A 16,189-nucleotide genomic window follows, 5' to 3' on the forward strand; every position below is an offset into this window, starting at 1 on the left:
AAAATTAGGAACAGTTAACTTAAACCCAAAACTAAGAAATGGACGAAGCAAAAAAAATAGAAATACTTGACCGCCTAAACAAAGCCAGCAAGAACACTTTGGGAGAAACCCTGGAAATCGTTTATACTGATGTTTCCGATGATCATCTTACAGCTACAATGCCCGTGAACTCCAGGGTACATCAACCTTACGGGATTTTGCATGGAGGAGCAAGTTGTGTTTTGGCAGAGACTTTGGGTTCTTGCCTTTCTCTCATTAATCTGGACACTTCAAAATCTGTTCCTGTCGGGACGAATATTAACAGTAATCATCTGAGAGCAAAACGAGATGGTATAGTTACCGGAACTGCGACTTTTATCAGAAAAGGCAATACGATGCACGTTTCTCAAATCGAGATCAGAGATGAGAAAGGTCATCTAATCAATCACACAACTATGACGAATAACATTGTTCCTGTCGGGAAAGTTTAATATTTTTGTTAATGCTCATTTTCAAATTACCCGATAACGACAAATTTTTCTCTGTTGATAATGCTTCCGGCATCAACGTTTCTTTTGTAAGTTTTGACACAAAGACCATTCTGGATTTCAAAGGAAATATCAAGGAAATATCTAGAAATGACATTGAAATTCTGAATGTTTCGCCAAAAAGTAAAAGTCCTTTCATCGAAACAGCAAAAGAAACACTTGAATCTTATGCTTTGAAAATCTCACAGGCCAAGGACTTCATTGAGAAAAATGAGCTCAAAAAACTGGTGCTCTCCAGACGAAAACTTCTGATGTACCTTGACATCGATGCTCAGAAAAAGTTATCGATGACAAAGAGTTTTCTGAAATTTTGTGAAAGCTATCCTTCCGCGTTTTGCTATTTATTTGAGAAGAACGGAGAAATCTGGATGGGAGGTTTTTCAGAAGTATTGGGAAAATTCGATAAAAGAAATAATTCCTTCGAGACCATGAGTGTTGCAGGAACTGTTCCTGTAGAAGAAAACTGGACTGATAAAGAAATTGAGGAACAGAAAGCAGTCACAGATTATATACAGTCTATTCTGAAAAAATTCTCGTCTGATCTGAAAGTATCATCTACAAAAGATATGATATCTGGAAATATCAAGCATCTTAAAACAGATTTTTCCGCAGAGATAAGCCCGGAAAGTTTGGATAAAATCATTTCCGAATTACACCCAACTCCGGCTGTTTGCGGCTTTCCAAAGGAACTCTGCGCACAAGGGATAAAAAGTATCGAACATTTTAACCGCGAATTTTATGCTGGATATATCAAAGTTGAAACCGAGGATCTCATCTATTATTTCGTAAATCTTCGTTGTGCGAGTTTCTTTAAAAATTATGCATTTCTGTTTGTTGGTGGAGGAATTACTTTGAAAAGCGACCCCCACAAAGAATGGGATGAAACAGAACTGAAATCCCTTGCGATTCAAAACAACCTTGTTTTCGAATAATCAATATTAAATCAAATTTTATAATTAAATAATATTATTTAAACCTAATTCATACAAAAAGTTAGGAATTAATATTAATTTATTAATTTTACATGAAACTGAGAAATATGAATCAGCTTCTAAAATTGATTTTAACAGGCATTTTGATTCTATGCTTTTTAAGCATGCCCTATCTCTTCTATAGGCTTTCCGGGTATTTGCTATTCGTTGGATTTGGCTGGCTGGCTTATGATGCCTTCAATAAAAGAAATCAGACAGATGTCAAAATATTTGCAACATTAGCTATCATTTACAATCCCTTCTTCTCAATTCCATTCCCAAATTTTTTATGGCTAATTATCAATACCATTGTAATCATAGGAATGATCCTGAATATTCTGTTTGCGGAAGAAAATCCTTACGACAATAATTTCACAAAAAAAGATGACCTATAGGACCATCTTTAATTTTTCTACAAACCGACCTGTATCGTGAAGGCAGAATTGACCCTTACTTTCATTTGTGTCTCGGCGATCTCGGTTCCTGTTACTTTTAAATATAAAGAATGATTTGAAGATTTCAAATAATCCATTAATTCTACATCAGCAATCGGAGTGAAGTTAAGCGAAGTCTCGCTCGTATTATTTTCAACAGTTGCAATTTCTTTATCCGAAAGATCAGGAGCTTTGATCAATAACTTTGCACTTAAAACTTTGTTTAGCTTAATGGAATCAGCATTCGAAGAAGAAAGAAAATCTATACTAAAACTTGACAATTTTGCAGATTTCAAATTATTTATAGATAATGCAGGGAATTCCTCCTTGATCTTGGCCTCAACATCCAAATTGAGAGGCATATCCGGAAATACTACTTCTTCCATTGAAACTGCAAAAGGAATTTCAATCTCAGTATTTGTATTGATAGATAATGGAACAGGAACAGTTATATCCTCAACCGCATCTTCTGTTTTACTACAGCTACTCACACCAATGACTGCTATAACGATAAAGAAAACCGTTGTTAAATTCAAAATTGTCTTTTTCATAATTGCTTTTTCATGCTTATTTTTAATGACATAAAAGTCTCAAAATTTGATTAATGACCAATGTTCTTTACATCAGAAGGTGAATGCTCATGTCTGAAAAATATTGCGAACAAAATAGCGATCACTAAAGAATATAACGCAAAATACAGCCAAATATGTTGCCAGTCTTTAACTAATACAATATTTGATAAAGTTCCATCTGTACCAACGGCAGAATTGAACGAATTTTTCAGAATCTCCACAAAAGTAGAATCATTGGAAGTTGTTTCCAAATATTTTGCCAACTCTGATGCCGTAGTGAATTTGAGTGTAAAGAATCTGTCTATAGCCCAGCCTGCAACATAGCTACCAATCACAGCCCCAAAACCATTGGTCATCATCATGAACAGACCTTGAGCCGAAGAACGAATCTTCTTATCGGTAGTGGTTTCCACAAAAAGAGAACCTGAGATGTTGAAAAAATCAAAGGCCATCCCATAAACAATACAAGAAAGTATGATCATCCAAAGTCCTGTCACCGGGTCTCCATACGCAAAAAGCCCAAATCTAAGAACCCATGCCAGCATACTGATCAGCATCACTTTTTTGATTCCAAATTTTTTCAAAAAGAAAGGAATCGCCAAAATGAATAAGGTTTCCGAAATCTGTGAAATAGACATGATGATTGTAGATTTTTCTACAACTATAGAATTGGCATATTTGGGAAAATGGGCAAACTCACTCAGGAAAACATCACCGTAAGCATTGGTCAATTGCAAAGCTGCTCCTAATAACATGGAAAACAAAAAGAACAATGCCATTTTATAATCTCCAAAAAGTTTAAAGGCATTCAACCCTAATTGTTCTGAAAGCGGTGCACTTTTATCGATTAATTTCTGAGGAGGACATTTAGGCAGAGTCAAAGCATACAAGCCTAACAAAACAGCAACACCACCAGCAATATAGAATTGCCCTTCCGTAGATTTGTTACCCGTAAGATTCGTGATCCACATCGCAACGATAAACCCGATAGTTCCCCAAACCCTAATTGGTGGGAAATCCTTCACGACATCCAAATGGCTGTTTTTCAATATCGTATAAGAAATAGAATTGGTCAGAGCGATGGTTGGCATATAGAAGCACATTGCAACCAACATTATAGAAAAGAAAGAATTAGGCGTTTCAGAATGCGGCAAAATGAAAAGCACTACGCCATACAAGATCTGCAAAACAGAATAGATCCTCTCAGCATTCACCCACCTATCGGCAATAATTCCTGTGATAGTTGGCATAAAGATAGAGGCAATACCCATAGTTCCGAACACGGCTCCAAATTGTGTCCCATCCCAATGTTTGGTCCCGAACCAGAAGTTTGCCATCGTTATCAGCCAAGCTCCCCAAACAAAGAATTGCAGAAAGCTAAGTATAGTCAGTCGTAATTTTAGACTCATATCGTCAATTGATATTAATATTGTTATTCTATTTTTTTATTTCTTCTCTTGATCTCCTCCTGTAATCTGAGAGCCGTATCATAATCCTCTTCCCTAACAGCGTCGGCCAGTAACTGATCCAGCTCTTCAGAAGAAATCCCTGACAGATCATTGAAATCTGAAACTTCATCAGAAATGACTTCTTCATCCCCAACTTTTGGCGTTTCATCCAGCTCCAATAAAATTCCTGCCTCATTCAGGACATCAGAAGTAGTGAAAATAGGTGCATCGAATCTTACAGCCATTGCAACAGCGTCCGAAGTTCTTGCATCCAGAATAAGTTCTTCTTCCGACAATGGGTTTTTGAAATTGATATTTGAAAAGAAAACACCGTCCTTTATTTGATAGATGATCACAGAATCGATGTTGAAGCCTGTATTTTTGACGAATTGCGTGAATAGATCATGAGTCAGCGGACGTGGCGGATTGATATCCTTTTCCAATCCCAGTGAAATGGATTGTGCTTCGAAATTACCTATAACAACAGGCAGTTTGACTGATGTTTCTTCATGTTCCAACAACAGCGCATAAGCTCCCGATTGGGTTTGGCTGTATGAGATCCCTCTAATGATTAATCTTTTATAATCCATTTAGCAAATATAAAATTTTTTGTTAATTTCCATTAAGGAATTGTAGATTTTTACATAGTTTGCGTAGTAAAATCATTAAATAAATTCAGCTTTTCTGATTCCGAATCCTTTAAGCGTCGAATTGCAGAAGCCTGGCTTATTAAATTACATTTATTTTTCTATTTATTTTGAATCGATGAACACTTCATTAGGTTTGAGCGGAATCCTTTTTGCGAAGCATGGCGTAACAAAAAGACCGGAGCCCTTCGACAAGCTCAGGATAAACTCCAGGCGGGTAAAACTGCCCAATTATATTCCTTAAAATAAAAAAACCTAAGCCATTGACTTAGGTTTTGATTTTATTTTGAAATTTATTAAGCTTTCAAAGCTTTGATTTTCTCTGTCAATGCAGGAATAATTTGGAAAGCGTCGCCCACTACTCCATAATCTGCAGATTTGAAGAAAGGCGCTTCCGGGTCATTATTGATAACAACAATCGTTTTAGAGCTGTTAACTCCCGCCAGATGCTGAATCGCACCGGAAATACCAACTGCAACGTACAGATTTGGTGAAATTGCTTTTCCGGTTTGTCCAACGTGCTCTGTGTGAGGTCTCCAACCGATATCGGAAACTGGTTTCGAACAAGCGGTTGCAGCCCCGAGAACATTCGCCAGGTCTTCTATCATTCCCCAGTTTTCAGGACCTTTCAAGCCTCTACCAGCAGAAACAACGACCTCCGCTTCTTTAAGGTCTAATTTTCCAGAAGACTGCTCATGATTGATAACTTTGGTGTCTTCATTAGCAATGCTCAATTCCTTCACTTCCTCTGAACCAGAAGCTGGATTTTCTTTAACACCAAAGGCATTTTGAGAAACGGTTACGATAACGCCAGCCGCATCTGCTTTTGCGTGCATAAATCCTTTTCCTGAGAATGCTCTTCTTTTTACCTGGAAAGGCGAAGTGCTTTCAGGAACATCAATCGCATTGGTAATCAAAGAATAATTTTTCTGAATTGCCAGCATTGGCGCAATAGAAGAAGCGTCTGTTGTATGTGGGAAAACAATAATATTCCCATCAGCAATCTGTCCAACTGCTTCTGCATAAGCCTTGGAACTGAAATTCTTAAGACCCGCATCTTTTACATTAATTACTTTATCTGCTCCATATTTGTAAAGCAAATCTGAAGAATCTGTAGGATTGATAGAGATCGCAGTCACTGGATCTCCAGTTTTTGCTGCAATAGCTTTTGCATAAGAAACGGCTTCAAATGCTGCTTTTTTGTAAACTCCGTTTATGTTTTCTGCGTATACGAATACTGCCATAATTTTATTTTTTAGATTAAAAGATAAAAGACGAATAGATGATAGACATTGATAAACTCGATTGAGATTGAGAAGTTTTTTTCTTGAATCTCTTTTTATTATCTATTTGTCTATTGTCTCATTGACTATAATTTATATCACTTTCGCTTCTTCGTGAAGTAATCTTACCAACTCATCTAGGTTATCTGCAGAAACCAATTTCACAGCTGCTCTTGGCGCAACACTGTCAAAAGAAACGGCTTCAACTTTCACTTCAGAATTTGAAGGTTCTACAACATTAAGAGCCTTGGTTCTGGCGGACATAATCCCTCTCATGTTTGGGATGATCAGATCCTTTTCGTCAACCAAACCTTTTTGTCCCGCAACAACAGCCGGTAATTTCACGGAAATAGTTTCTTTTCCACCTTCGATCTCTCTTACAGCAGTTGCCTCTGAACCATTCACATCCAATCCAACGCTTGCATTCACAAAAGGAATGTTAAGCAATTGAGCTACCATTCCCGGAACTGCCCCACCATTATAATCAATAGATTCTTTTCCTGTAAGGATAAGGTCGTAACTGCCATCCTGAGCTACTTTTGCAATTTCTTTTGCTACAGAGAAACTGTCTTTTGCATCTGCGTTTACTCTTACTGCATCATTCGCACCTATTGCCAAAGCCTTTCTGATAACCGCTTCTGTACCTGCATCGCCTACATTTACAACTGTTACAGTTGCCCCTTGGGATTCCTGTAATTTTATAGCTTTTGTTAAAGCAAACTCATCTAATGGATTGATCACCCACTGGATTCCGTTTTTGTCAAAAGCAGATTTATCTGCTGTAAAATTAATTTTACTTGTAGTGTCCGGAACACTACTGATACAAACTAATATTTTCATTTTAAGATGATGTTTTTATTTTACTAACTGTGCTAATATATATAAAAAATACTATGCATGCATAATTTATTGCTATTTATTAAATAACATCGGAAACTGCTTTAACAAAAGGGTATTTAGACTCTTTATAAATAATTTTGTCCGATTTAAGCAGCTTGATCAGATTTCAAGTATTACAAAAATAAAGGTCAAATTATCGAATTTTCAAAAAAATGATTCTTTTATTTCTTTACCTGGCTCGCTCTGAACTCAATTTTACTTGGCAAAACACGTGGATTCATATTCAGCATATCAAGAACAAGATTCCCCATGTCTTCCGGCTGAATTTTCCATTCATCCTTTTCGGATGGTATATTTCCATTGAAATACGTCGCGACAGAACCCGGCATTATTGTAGAAACCTTGATATTGTATTTTCTCAGGTCGATCATTGCAGCTTGTGTAAAACCGACAACACCGAACTTGGAAGCATTGTAACCGGCTCCATTTTCGAAGAAGTTGGTTCCGGCAAGACTTGCGATCGTGATATAATAGCCTTGAGATTTTTTAAGTTCTTCAACCGATGCTTTTAATGTGTAGAAACAGCCTGTCAAATTGGTTTCCTGCATTGCATTCCAATCTTCGATACTCAATTCATCGACGGGTTTGAAGATTCCCAGACCAGCATTGGCAATCACAACATCAACTCTTCCGAATCTTTCAACAATTTTAGCAACTGCATTTTGTTCATCTTCGAAATTTCTAACATCTGAGCTGATTCCGAAAATACTTTCTGAAATTACTTTAAGTTCAGAAACAGCCTTATCGACATCTTCCTGTTTTCTTCCGCTGATAGCCACTTTGTGACCGTTTTTCAGTAATACTTCTGCAATTCCGAAACCGATTCCTTTGGTTCCGCCTGTGATATAAACTACTTTTGACATAATTGTATTTGATTAAATATTAATAAAAAAGACAGCCTAAACTGTCTTCATTTCTTAACCTTGAGCGTAAAACTCAAAGAAATAAGGGATACTTTCTATTCCTTTGTAGTAATTGTAAAGTCCGTAATGCTCGTTTGGTGAATGTATCGCATCCGAATCCAAACCGAATCCCATCAAAACAGATTTAGCTCCAAGAACCTTCTCAAACAAGGATGTGATCGGAATACTTCCGCCACTTCTGTAAGGCAAAACTTCTTTCCCGAAAGCTTTTTCCATTGCTTTTTTAGCTGCTAAAAATTCTTTGGTATCGCTTTCCAGAACGTAAGGCATTCCACCGTGATGCGGTGTCACTTTAACTTTCACACTTTTAGGAGCGATTTTCTTAAAATACTTCGTGAACTTCTCCGTGATTTCTTCCGGCGTTTGATTGGGAACGAGTCTCATTGATATTTTTGCAAAAGCTTTGGAAGCAATTACCGTTTTTGCACCTTCGCCAGTGTAACCTCCCCAAATTCCGTTCACGTCCAAAGTTGGCCTAATGGACGCTCTTTCCAAGGTCGTATAGCCTTCTTCTCCCTGAATATCATTAAGATCAATGGATTTTTTGTAGGCTTCCGGATCATCTTTCAGTTTGTTCATTTCCTTTCTGTCTTCATCGGAAACAATCAAGACATTGTCATAAAAACCGTCAATTGTGATATGTCCTTTGTCATCGATCAGATCACCGACCATCTTTGACAAAACGTTGATCGGGTTGGGAACTGCGCCGCCATAAAGTCCGGAATGCAGGTCACGATTCGGGCCTTCTACTTCCACTTCTACATAACTTAGACCTCTCAAACCTGTTGTAACAGTAGGCTGTTCATTAGAATAAATATGAGTATCGGAAATCAAGATCACATCGCAACTCAGTTTTTCTTTATTTTCTTCCAGGAAATCTGCCAAACTTGCAGAACCTACCTCTTCTTCACCTTCAATCAAAAATTTGACATTACAAGGAAGGGAATCGGTTTTCATCATTGCTTCGAAAGCCTTGACGTGCATGAAGAATTGTCCTTTGTCATCCGCAGAGCCTCTTGCAAAGATCGCACCTTCGGGATGGAGCTCCGTCGTTTTAACAACCGGCTCGAAAGGATCGCTCGTCCACAATTTCAACGGGTCAGCAGGTTGAACATCATAATGTCCGTAAACTAAAACCGTAGGCAAATCAGCATCAATGATCTTTTCTCCGAAAACGATCGGATAGCCCTTTGTCTCAAGGATTTTCACGTTGTCTGCTCCGGCAACTTTTAGATGTTTTGCAACCTCATCGGCACATTTCAGAACTTCTGATTTGTAAGCCGGATCTGCACTGATGGAGGCAATTCTAAGGATATCGAATAATTCGTCCAGAAAACGTTGCTTGTTCTCTTGGATATATTGTTGTGTATTACTCATTTCTATTATTAATGATAAATGATGATTGATAAATGATTTAAACTTTGTCAAAGATGAAAAAGTAAGGTTCGTAAAAATAAAAAATGTCCTGCAAACGCAAGACATTTTTTGTTATAATATTTTAATAAAATTCTTAATGATGAACAGTTTCAGCTTCTTCAGAAACCGCAGGTTTAGCTTCAGGCTTCACAACTTTTGCAGAATCTGTTACAACGTGAGAAACGACCTTTGAAGAATCCGCAACTGGCTTATAAGTTCCGTGAGGTGCATTGGGGTCATCGTATCTTACTACTTCATCCGTTTTTTTCAAACGACCTTTGTTCCCTCCAGCAGGAAGATCACAAGACACAACTAAAATAGCAGAAGCCAACAATATCACTGATTTTTTCATTTCTATAAATTTGATGGGTCAAAAGTAGTGAAAAAGGAATTTTTGGCAAAATAAAATTTAAATTTTAGAGAGTTTATAAATTATTCATAGAATTGATTCAATATTGAAGTTTTAAATGGACGACAAATCCTCCTTTCTATGACAGATTCTCTTGTGTGCGAAGCGCAATCCAGCCTGAGTGGACTCTTCGAGAGCCTCAGAGTGACAAAGCGGAACGGAGGGCGGATAAAAGAGGCCAAACCTGACGAATTGGTTCCACGAAGTCAATTATTATAAAAAAAACCTGACTCAGTTGAATCAGGTTTGTTACTTTATTTTTTTCTTTCGAGAACTTCGTCCACCATTCCGAATTCCTTAGCTTCGGTAGATGTCATCCAGTAATCTCTGTCTGAGGCTTTCTCGACCCATTCGTAAGTTTGTCCGGAGTGGTTTGAAATGATGTCATAAAGTTCTTTTTTCAGCTTCAACATCTCTCTCAAATTGATCTCCATATCAGAAGCCACACCTTGTGCCCCACCAGAAGGCTGGTGGATCATCACTCGAGAGTGCTTCAAAGCAGAACGTTTACCTTTCTCTCCTGCTACCAAAAGTACGGCTCCCATAGAAGCGGCAATTCCGGTACAGATCGTTGCAACATCCGGCTTGATGATCTGCATCGTGTCATAGATCCCCAATCCTGCATAAACACTTCCGCCAGGAGAGTTGATGTAGATCTGGATATCTTTTGCAGAGTCTGAACTTTCCAAGAAAAGTAACTGTGCCGTAATGATATTTGCTACCTGATCGTCTATTCCTGTTCCCAGAAAAATGATCCTGTCCATCATCAATCTTGAAAAAACGTCCATCTGTGCAACGTTCATCCTTCTCTCCTCCATGATATAAGGTGTAAGATTGGTCGGGTTGAACATTCCCATATATTGGTCTGTAACAAGACCGTTATTCCCCATATGTTTTACTGAGAAATCTCTGAATTCTTTTTTAATGTCCATATTAAATGTGGTTATTTTTAAATCTGTATTGAGTTTGCAATTTCTATTCCTTTGCTAAAGTAGGACTTTCTGTCACAAAATGCGAAATAATTCGCTGTCCAATTTATTTTTTAGTTGAGTCAGAAGGATTATTTGTTGATAAATTTGAGTATTATCATTCTCGTCACTGAGAGAATTTTTAAGGTCATTGATCAATTTTACAATATACTCTCTTTTGTGTCTCAGAACAATATCCGCAACCATCTTTGGGAGTACCTCTTCCTCTGAACTGAAATAGATATTGAACTTGTTCCAATTGCTGGTCTGATAATTTTCGATCAATGCATTGGCCAGTTTTCCAGAAACTTCTTCATCCATAAAATTGAAGAAAAAGCCACCCGACCTTATCTCATTTTGAAGAATACCTTCTTTGATCTCGGAAACGATCTTTTTATGAATATCCAATTGTATCTCACATTCATCTTCCTCCAAATGGCCAAGAACCTCTTCTATCACAGTGATCTTATAATCATTCCCGTCAGGATCTTTTCTTTCTAAAACGACATCACCATATTTCAACATCAGATCTACCAATTTCTCTTCCAGTACCAAAAGTGGGTTTATTGATGTGAAAGCTTCCTGGACAATCTCTAATTTCTGTGGCGCTTTTCTCTCGGCAACTGCAGGTTTTGATTCCTGCTGATGTGTAACATTGGTCTGAATCTGAAGCTCATTGAACAAGCTTTGCTCGCTGAGTCCAAACTTATTCGAAACTTCTTTCAGATAGACCTCACGCTTCAACGCATTCTGGACAAATGCAACAGACTTCACAATATCCCGGATAGATTCTGCTTTTCTGATCGGATCATTCCCAGCGTCCTTAAGAAGGATCTCCGCTTTGAAATCGATAAAGTCCTTCGCTTCTTTATCAATGAAATTTTCAACAAACTCCTGCGGATGTTTTCTCGCAAAAGAATCCGGATCATCGCCGTCCGGAAAAAGAAGGACCCGAATGTTCATCCCTTCGGACAACAGCATATCAATGCTTCGGAAACTCGCCTTGATGCCTGCATTATCACCATCAAAAAGAATTGTTACGTTTTCCGTTAATCTCTTTATCAGTTTAATTTGTTCCGTCGTCAGAGATGTTCCTGAACTAGCCACGACATTTTCGATTCCCGACTGATGAAGTGAGACCACATCCATATAGCCTTCTACCAAAAGGCAGAGATTCTTTCTGGAAATGGATTGTTTGCTCTGATTCAGACCATAAAGGACATTAGACTTGTGATAGATCTCGGTTTCCGGAGAATTGAGATATTTTGCCGTTTTGACATTATTCTTGAGAATCCTTGCGCCAAAACCAAGAACACGGCCCGAAAAACTGTGAATCGGGAAAACAACCCTGTCACGGAATCGGTCAATTCCTGAAGGTGTATTTTCCGGAAAAATAGAAAGTCCGGATTTTTCCAGGATCTCTTTGGAGTAAGCTTTTTCCAAAGCAAATTCTGTAAAGGCGTTTTTCTTTTCGGGAGAATATCCCAATTGGAATTTCTTGATAATATCGTCCCGCAGCTCTCTTTCTTTGAAATAGGAAAAACCGATCATTTTCCCCTCTTCCGAGTTCCAGAGCTGATCTTGAAAAAAATCGTTAGCAACTTCGTGGATCTTGTAAAGAACATCACGTTCTGTCTGCGCTTGTTTTTGTTCTTCAGAGTATTCTTTTACATCTTCCTTAATTTCAATTCCATACTTTTTTGCTGCATGGCGAAGAGCTTCCGGATAGGTGAAATTCTCGATTTCCATCAGGAAGGAAATAGCAGTTCCTCCTTTCCCAGTAGAGAAATCCTTCCAGATCTGTTTACTGGGAGAAACGACAAAACTTGGCGATTTTTCCTCATGAAAAGGACTCAAGCCTTTGAAGTTGGAGCCTGCTCTTTTCAGCTGGACATATTCGCCAATGATCTCTTCTACACGGATGGTAGAAAATATTTTGTCTATGGTTTCTTTAGTGATCAATCTTTAATATAGATTTTAGAAGCTAGATATTAGACTTTCGAAACTAATTCTAAATTAAGTTCAATAAAATTTTCAATGGGTAAAGGTAATAATATGTTCAATAATTCTGCGATAAAACATTCATCAATTAATATCGCAAAAGCTTATTTTTGTAAAAAAAATTACAGATGCAATTTACGATTCATCAGCTTGAAGAATGGAAAGATATTGTCAATCAGATCATTCCTGACCTTCAGCACAATATCCTACTTCTAAAAGGAAATCTCGGCGCCGGAAAGACAACCTTCACACAATATCTGCTTAAAGAACTAGGAAGTCCTGACGAAATATCTTCCCCAACATATTCTATTGTAAATGAATATGATACACCAAAAGGAAAAGTGTATCACTTCGATTTATATAGATTAAAATCTGTGGAAGAAGCTTACGATTTCGGGATTGAAGAATATCTGGACAATGCTTTTCTATCGATTATCGAATGGCCGGAAATCTATATGGATGAACTGGAAGCTTATGATTTCCACGAGATGACCATCACCAATACAGAATCAGGAAGAGTGATCGAGTTTAATTAATAATAATAGTAAATTGTTTTATCTTTGTTTTAGATTTTGAACAATGATTCATTTTTTATGAGCAGTACATCTACCATATTTACACCTTTTTCTGAAGAAGAATTGATTCCGAAAGAAGAGAAACTAGAAGTTGTAAAAAAACCTGGAAAGACCTTTAGTATAGGTGTTCCTAAAGAGACTTGTCTTAATGAGAAAAGAACCTGTCTTATTCCTGATGCCGTTCAGATACTTGTAAACAACGGCCACAAAGTCATTATAGAAAGCGGTGCGGGAGAAGGTTCTCACTTCACTGATATCTTATATTCTGAAGCTGGTGCAGAGATCACGAACGACCCGAAAGTGGCTTTTTCTCAGGATCTGGTCCTGAAAATCAATCCGCCAACAGAAGAGGAAATCGATTATCTAAGACCGATGACCTATCTGATTTCAGCTTTGCAGATCAACCTTCGAGATAAAGAATATTTCCTGAAATTGGCCGGCAAAAAAGTCAATGCGATCGCCTTTGAGTTCATAATGGACGAGTACAAACAATTGTCATTGGTAAGATTGATCGGCGAGATCGCAGGAAGCGTTTCAATCCTATACGCATCAGAATTACTGGCAATGTCCAATGGCTTGATGCTTGGCGGGATAACCGGCGTTCGTCCAACGGAAGTTGTGATTATAGGAGCTGGGATCGTGGGTGAATTTGCGACAAAAGCGGCAATTGGATTGGGAGCAAGTGTTAAGGTCTTTGATAATTCGCTTTCAAAACTTAGGAGACTTCATACTTTGGTAGATAGCCGCGTTCCGACATCTGTCATCGACCCGAAAGAATTGACGAAATCTCTCAGAAGGGCCGACGTTGTGATCGGAGCTTTGCCAAGACTTAACCTATCTCCAATTGTTACAGAAGATATGGTAATGAAAATGAAAAAAGGTAGTGTCATTATCGACATCACGATTGATAATGGGAAAGTTATCGAAACCTCAGAGCTTACTACGACAGAAAAACCATTCATTGTAAAACACGACGTTATCCATTGTGGGTTACCGAACCTGACTTCCAGAATGCCAAGAACGACGACGAAAGCCGTTAGCAACTTCTTCTTAAGTTATCTTCTGGGTTACGATGAAGAAGGCGGTTTCGAAAATATGCTGATCCATAAAAACGAGATCAAGCAATCGCTTTACATGTACAAAGGGAGACATACGAAACAGCTGATCTGTAACAGGTTCGACCTTCCTTATCACGATATCAATCTTTTGATTTTCTAAAACTCATTAATGCTTAAAAAATTAAAATTCTACGCTATCGGTCTGATTCCGGGTTTGCTGATCGTATTTTTCATACTTAATCAAAAAGGTACAAGCTGTTCCTATTTCCCGAATGACAGAGTGATCGCAGAGACTTTGACCAAAGATTTTTTTTATTCCGAAAACTTCAAAAAGGAAATGGAATCGAATAAAATCACTGAGAAACAATTGAAAGACGAAATAATTACCAACGGAACAATTGATTTTGACAGAAGCCAAGCTCAAAAACAGCCTTGTCCGGATTATCTTCTCGTTTATCCAAAAAACAATCCCCAATACGAAATATATTATTCTAAATGTAAGGAAAAAGCAGAGTTTACAAGCTTCAAAAAATTAAAATAAAATGAACGGCAAAAATCTTCTTCTACCCGATTATCTCTTATTTGGTGGGATTTTTGTCATATTTTTCCTGTTGGTTTTAAGTTTTTTTCTTTTCGGAAAATATAAATCTGTTAAGACGAAAAATAAATTGCTCGAAGACAACTACAAAGCAATTGAAACCAAACTGGACAATGTTCGACTGGAACATATCGAAACCAAACTCAATCCGCATCTTTTCAAGAACATTCTGAATTCGGTTCAGTCGCACGCTTATCAGACTTACATTTCGCTGGACAAATTAGCGAGCATTCTGGATTATATTCTTTACGAAAGCGGCAATAAATTTGTCAGTCCAAAAGAGGAGCTGGATTTTGCAATGAACCTTATAGAAATCAATAAAATTAAGGTCAATCCTTTATTCGATTTTAGAATTAAGACGAAAATCAATAAAGAAGATTCGATTTATCTGGAAAAAATTTTTGCGCCGTTGATTTCTGTCGATTTGATTGAGAATGCCTTTAAACACACTGATTTTTTAGTGCAGGATTCATTTATTTCAATTAATTTGATTCTCGAAGATGGAAAATTTGAAATAAAAGTTTCCAACAAAATTTCGGACAAACAACCTCTCGAAAAAGAAAACAGCGGATTCGGAAGCAAATCTTTTGACCAGAGACTGAAATTGATTTACAAAAATCATTACAAACTCAGCAAGAATATCAGCAATGACGTTTTTACAGCACAATTAACCATTAATCTTTCAGAATTTTATGATAAAATGCGTTATTCTGGACGATGAATTATTGGCAATCAGTTACTTGAAACTCCTTTGCGACCAGATTGAAGGAGTCGAAGTTGTGAAAGCATTTAATAATCCTAAAGTTTTTCTACAAGAAATCAACGATTGCGATTGCGACGTTTGCATTCTTGATATCGAAATGCCCGGAATGAACGGGCTTCAAGTGGCCGAATTGATCAAGGACAAAAAAATAATTTTCACAACCGCTTACAAGGAATACGCGGCGGAAGCTTTTGACCTGGATGTGGTTGATTACGTCAGAAAACCAATAAAAAAAGAACGACTGCAACAAGCTTTTGAAAAGACAGAAAAATTGCTTAACGAAGGTCAGAAAAATCAGTTTTTTGAATGGAATACCAATCTTGGAAAAACCCGAATTTTCGTCAACGACATTATCTATATCAAAACATCTGAAATCGATAGCCGAGACAAAGATTTGAGACTGAAAAACAATTCAGAAATTATTCTTAAAAACTTAAGTTTCAAAAATTTATCCGAATTATTAATACAAAAAAACTTTGTTCAGATCAATAAAAAAGAGATGGTCAATATTCAGCACATTCAGGTTTTTTCTTCATCGGAAATCATTTTGGACATCAATTCCTCTGAAGGAAATCCATTGAAACTTAATATCAGTGATGTTTTTAAGAATCAGCTTTCTGAGAAGCTTTCGAAATAATTTCAACACATAATTCAGCCGTTTCATTACATTTTTCAATTGAAGATGAATTTCGTATT

Annotated in this window: 18 protein-coding genes; 8 read left to right on the forward strand and 10 right to left on the reverse strand. The window is 37.3% G+C overall.

Annotation, left to right across the window (positions count from 1 at the left end; all coding sequences use genetic code 11):
* The first annotated feature begins 38 nt into the window (after positions 1 to 38).
* From K319_RS0105135 to K319_RS0105145, 3 genes are all read left to right on the forward strand, one after another.
* Positions 39 to 470, forward strand: coding sequence for a PaaI family thioesterase (locus tag K319_RS0105135; RefSeq protein ID WP_027382667.1), 432 nt, complete (start codon positions 39 to 41; stop codon positions 468 to 470).
* A gap of 11 nt (positions 471 to 481) precedes the next feature.
* Positions 482 to 1,459, forward strand: a complete 978-nt coding sequence (locus tag K319_RS0105140; RefSeq protein ID WP_027382668.1) for a chorismate-binding protein — start codon at positions 482 to 484, stop codon at positions 1,457 to 1,459.
* A 107-nt stretch (positions 1,460 to 1,566) separates the two neighbouring features.
* Entirely contained in the window at positions 1,567 to 1,893 is a 327-nt protein-coding gene (locus K319_RS0105145) for a DUF6804 family protein (RefSeq protein WP_034671373.1), read from the forward strand.
* A gap of 17 nt (positions 1,894 to 1,910) precedes the next feature.
* Here the strand turns inward: K319_RS0105145 and K319_RS0105150 are convergent, their stop codons facing one another.
* From K319_RS0105150 to dnaG, 10 genes are all read right to left on the reverse strand, one after another.
* Entirely contained in the window at positions 1,911 to 2,483 is a 573-nt protein-coding gene (locus tag K319_RS0105150) for a hypothetical protein (protein ID WP_027382670.1), read from the reverse strand.
* 50 nt (positions 2,484 to 2,533) lie between these two features.
* Positions 2,534 to 3,913 carry a nucleoside permease gene (locus tag K319_RS0105155; RefSeq protein ID WP_027382671.1) on the reverse strand — a complete coding sequence of 460 codons (1,380 nt, stop codon included), beginning with the start codon at positions 3,911 to 3,913 and terminating at the stop codon, positions 2,534 to 2,536.
* A gap of 23 nt (positions 3,914 to 3,936) precedes the next feature.
* The gene (locus K319_RS0105160; RefSeq protein ID WP_027382672.1) at positions 3,937 to 4,542 is read right to left on the reverse strand and encodes a bifunctional nuclease family protein; all 606 of its coding nucleotides are present in this window, start codon (positions 4,540 to 4,542) and stop codon (positions 3,937 to 3,939) included.
* A gap of 353 nt (positions 4,543 to 4,895) precedes the next feature.
* On the reverse strand, positions 4,896 to 5,843 hold the full coding sequence (locus K319_RS0105165; RefSeq protein WP_027382673.1) for an electron transfer flavoprotein subunit alpha/FixB family protein: 948 nt from the start codon (positions 5,841 to 5,843) through the stop codon (positions 4,896 to 4,898).
* Between the two features lie 132 nt (positions 5,844 to 5,975).
* Positions 5,976 to 6,722 (reverse strand): electron transfer flavoprotein subunit beta/FixA family protein, encoded by a 747-nt coding sequence (locus tag K319_RS0105170; RefSeq protein WP_027382674.1) that lies wholly within the window; start codon positions 6,720 to 6,722, stop codon positions 5,976 to 5,978.
* A 221-nt stretch (positions 6,723 to 6,943) separates the two neighbouring features.
* A complete protein-coding gene (locus K319_RS0105175) occupies positions 6,944 to 7,645 on the reverse strand; it encodes an SDR family oxidoreductase (RefSeq protein ID WP_027382675.1) in 702 nt (233 codons plus the stop codon).
* A 54-nt stretch (positions 7,646 to 7,699) separates the two neighbouring features.
* On the reverse strand, positions 7,700 to 9,082 hold the full coding sequence (locus tag K319_RS0105180; protein ID WP_027382676.1) for a dipeptidase: 1,383 nt from the start codon (positions 9,080 to 9,082) through the stop codon (positions 7,700 to 7,702).
* Between the two features lie 133 nt (positions 9,083 to 9,215).
* Positions 9,216 to 9,473 (reverse strand): hypothetical protein, encoded by a 258-nt coding sequence (locus K319_RS0105185; RefSeq protein ID WP_027382677.1) that lies wholly within the window; start codon positions 9,471 to 9,473, stop codon positions 9,216 to 9,218.
* A gap of 311 nt (positions 9,474 to 9,784) precedes the next feature.
* Positions 9,785 to 10,462 carry an ATP-dependent Clp endopeptidase proteolytic subunit ClpP gene (gene clpP / locus K319_RS0105190; RefSeq protein WP_027382678.1) on the reverse strand — a complete coding sequence of 226 codons (678 nt, stop codon included), beginning with the start codon at positions 10,460 to 10,462 and terminating at the stop codon, positions 9,785 to 9,787.
* Between the two features lie 72 nt (positions 10,463 to 10,534).
* Positions 10,535 to 12,460, reverse strand: coding sequence for a DNA primase (dnaG, locus tag K319_RS0105195; protein WP_027382679.1), 1,926 nt, complete (start codon positions 12,458 to 12,460; stop codon positions 10,535 to 10,537).
* Positions 12,461 to 12,627: 167 nt separating this feature from the next.
* On the opposite strand from dnaG, the gene tsaE reads away from it, so the two are divergent.
* From tsaE to K319_RS0105220, 5 genes are read left to right on the forward strand one after another with little or no spacing between them, the layout of a single operon-like run.
* Entirely contained in the window at positions 12,628 to 13,035 is a 408-nt protein-coding gene (tsaE, locus tag K319_RS0105200; protein WP_027382680.1) for a tRNA (adenosine(37)-N6)-threonylcarbamoyltransferase complex ATPase subunit type 1 TsaE, read from the forward strand.
* Positions 13,036 to 13,092: 57 nt separating this feature from the next.
* A complete protein-coding gene (locus K319_RS0105205; RefSeq protein ID WP_034671375.1) occupies positions 13,093 to 14,292 on the forward strand; it encodes an alanine dehydrogenase in 1,200 nt (399 codons plus the stop codon).
* Between the two features lie 9 nt (positions 14,293 to 14,301).
* Positions 14,302 to 14,673: a DUF4258 domain-containing protein gene (locus K319_RS0105210; RefSeq protein ID WP_027382682.1), complete on the forward strand. Its 372-nt coding sequence runs from the start codon at positions 14,302 to 14,304 to the stop codon at positions 14,671 to 14,673.
* A gap of 1 nt (position 14,674) precedes the next feature.
* A complete protein-coding gene (locus tag K319_RS0105215; RefSeq protein WP_027382683.1) occupies positions 14,675 to 15,451 on the forward strand; it encodes a histidine kinase in 777 nt (258 codons plus the stop codon).
* Positions 15,423 to 16,130: a LytR/AlgR family response regulator transcription factor gene (locus K319_RS0105220; RefSeq protein WP_027382684.1), complete on the forward strand. Its 708-nt coding sequence runs from the start codon at positions 15,423 to 15,425 to the stop codon at positions 16,128 to 16,130. The genes K319_RS0105215 and K319_RS0105220 overlap by 29 nt, the downstream gene beginning before the upstream one ends.
* The last annotated feature ends 59 nt before the right edge of the window (positions 16,131 to 16,189 follow it).

The organism is Epilithonimonas caeni DSM 17710 (assembly GCF_000426465.1).
Taxonomy (GTDB): Bacteria; Bacteroidota; Bacteroidia; order Flavobacteriales; family Weeksellaceae; genus Epilithonimonas; species Epilithonimonas caeni.

What these genes read in the sequence shown, in the direction of transcription:
- K319_RS0105135 (WP_027382667.1), top strand. Translation starts at nt 39, where the DNA reads ATGGACGAAGCAAAAAAAATAGAAATACTTGACCGCCTAAACAAAGCC.
- K319_RS0105140 (WP_027382668.1), top strand. Translation starts at nt 482, where the DNA reads ATGCTCATTTTCAAATTACCCGATAACGACAAATTTTTCTCTGTTGAT.
- K319_RS0105145 (WP_034671373.1), top strand. Translation starts at nt 1,567, where the DNA reads ATGAATCAGCTTCTAAAATTGATTTTAACAGGCATTTTGATTCTATGC.
- K319_RS0105150 (WP_027382670.1), bottom strand. Translation starts at nt 2,483, where the DNA reads ATGAAAAAGACAATTTTGAATTTAACAACGGTTTTCTTTATCGTTATA.
- K319_RS0105155 (WP_027382671.1), bottom strand. Translation starts at nt 3,913, where the DNA reads ATGAGTCTAAAATTACGACTGACTATACTTAGCTTTCTGCAATTCTTT.
- K319_RS0105160 (WP_027382672.1), bottom strand. Translation starts at nt 4,542, where the DNA reads ATGGATTATAAAAGATTAATCATTAGAGGGATCTCATACAGCCAAACC.
- K319_RS0105165 (WP_027382673.1), bottom strand. Translation starts at nt 5,843, where the DNA reads ATGGCAGTATTCGTATACGCAGAAAACATAAACGGAGTTTACAAAAAA.
- K319_RS0105170 (WP_027382674.1), bottom strand. Translation starts at nt 6,722, where the DNA reads ATGAAAATATTAGTTTGTATCAGTAGTGTTCCGGACACTACAAGTAAA.
- K319_RS0105175 (WP_027382675.1), bottom strand. Translation starts at nt 7,645, where the DNA reads ATGTCAAAAGTAGTTTATATCACAGGCGGAACCAAAGGAATCGGTTTC.
- K319_RS0105180 (WP_027382676.1), bottom strand. Translation starts at nt 9,082, where the DNA reads ATGAGTAATACACAACAATATATCCAAGAGAACAAGCAACGTTTTCTG.
- K319_RS0105185 (WP_027382677.1), bottom strand. Translation starts at nt 9,473, where the DNA reads ATGAAAAAATCAGTGATATTGTTGGCTTCTGCTATTTTAGTTGTGTCT.
- clpP (WP_027382678.1), bottom strand. Translation starts at nt 10,462, where the DNA reads ATGGACATTAAAAAAGAATTCAGAGATTTCTCAGTAAAACATATGGGG.
- tsaE (WP_027382680.1), top strand. Translation starts at nt 12,628, where the DNA reads ATGCAATTTACGATTCATCAGCTTGAAGAATGGAAAGATATTGTCAAT.
- K319_RS0105205 (WP_034671375.1), top strand. Translation starts at nt 13,093, where the DNA reads ATGAGCAGTACATCTACCATATTTACACCTTTTTCTGAAGAAGAATTG.
- K319_RS0105210 (WP_027382682.1), top strand. Translation starts at nt 14,302, where the DNA reads ATGCTTAAAAAATTAAAATTCTACGCTATCGGTCTGATTCCGGGTTTG.
- K319_RS0105215 (WP_027382683.1), top strand. Translation starts at nt 14,675, where the DNA reads ATGAACGGCAAAAATCTTCTTCTACCCGATTATCTCTTATTTGGTGGG.
- K319_RS0105220 (WP_027382684.1), top strand. Translation starts at nt 15,423, where the DNA reads ATGATAAAATGCGTTATTCTGGACGATGAATTATTGGCAATCAGTTAC.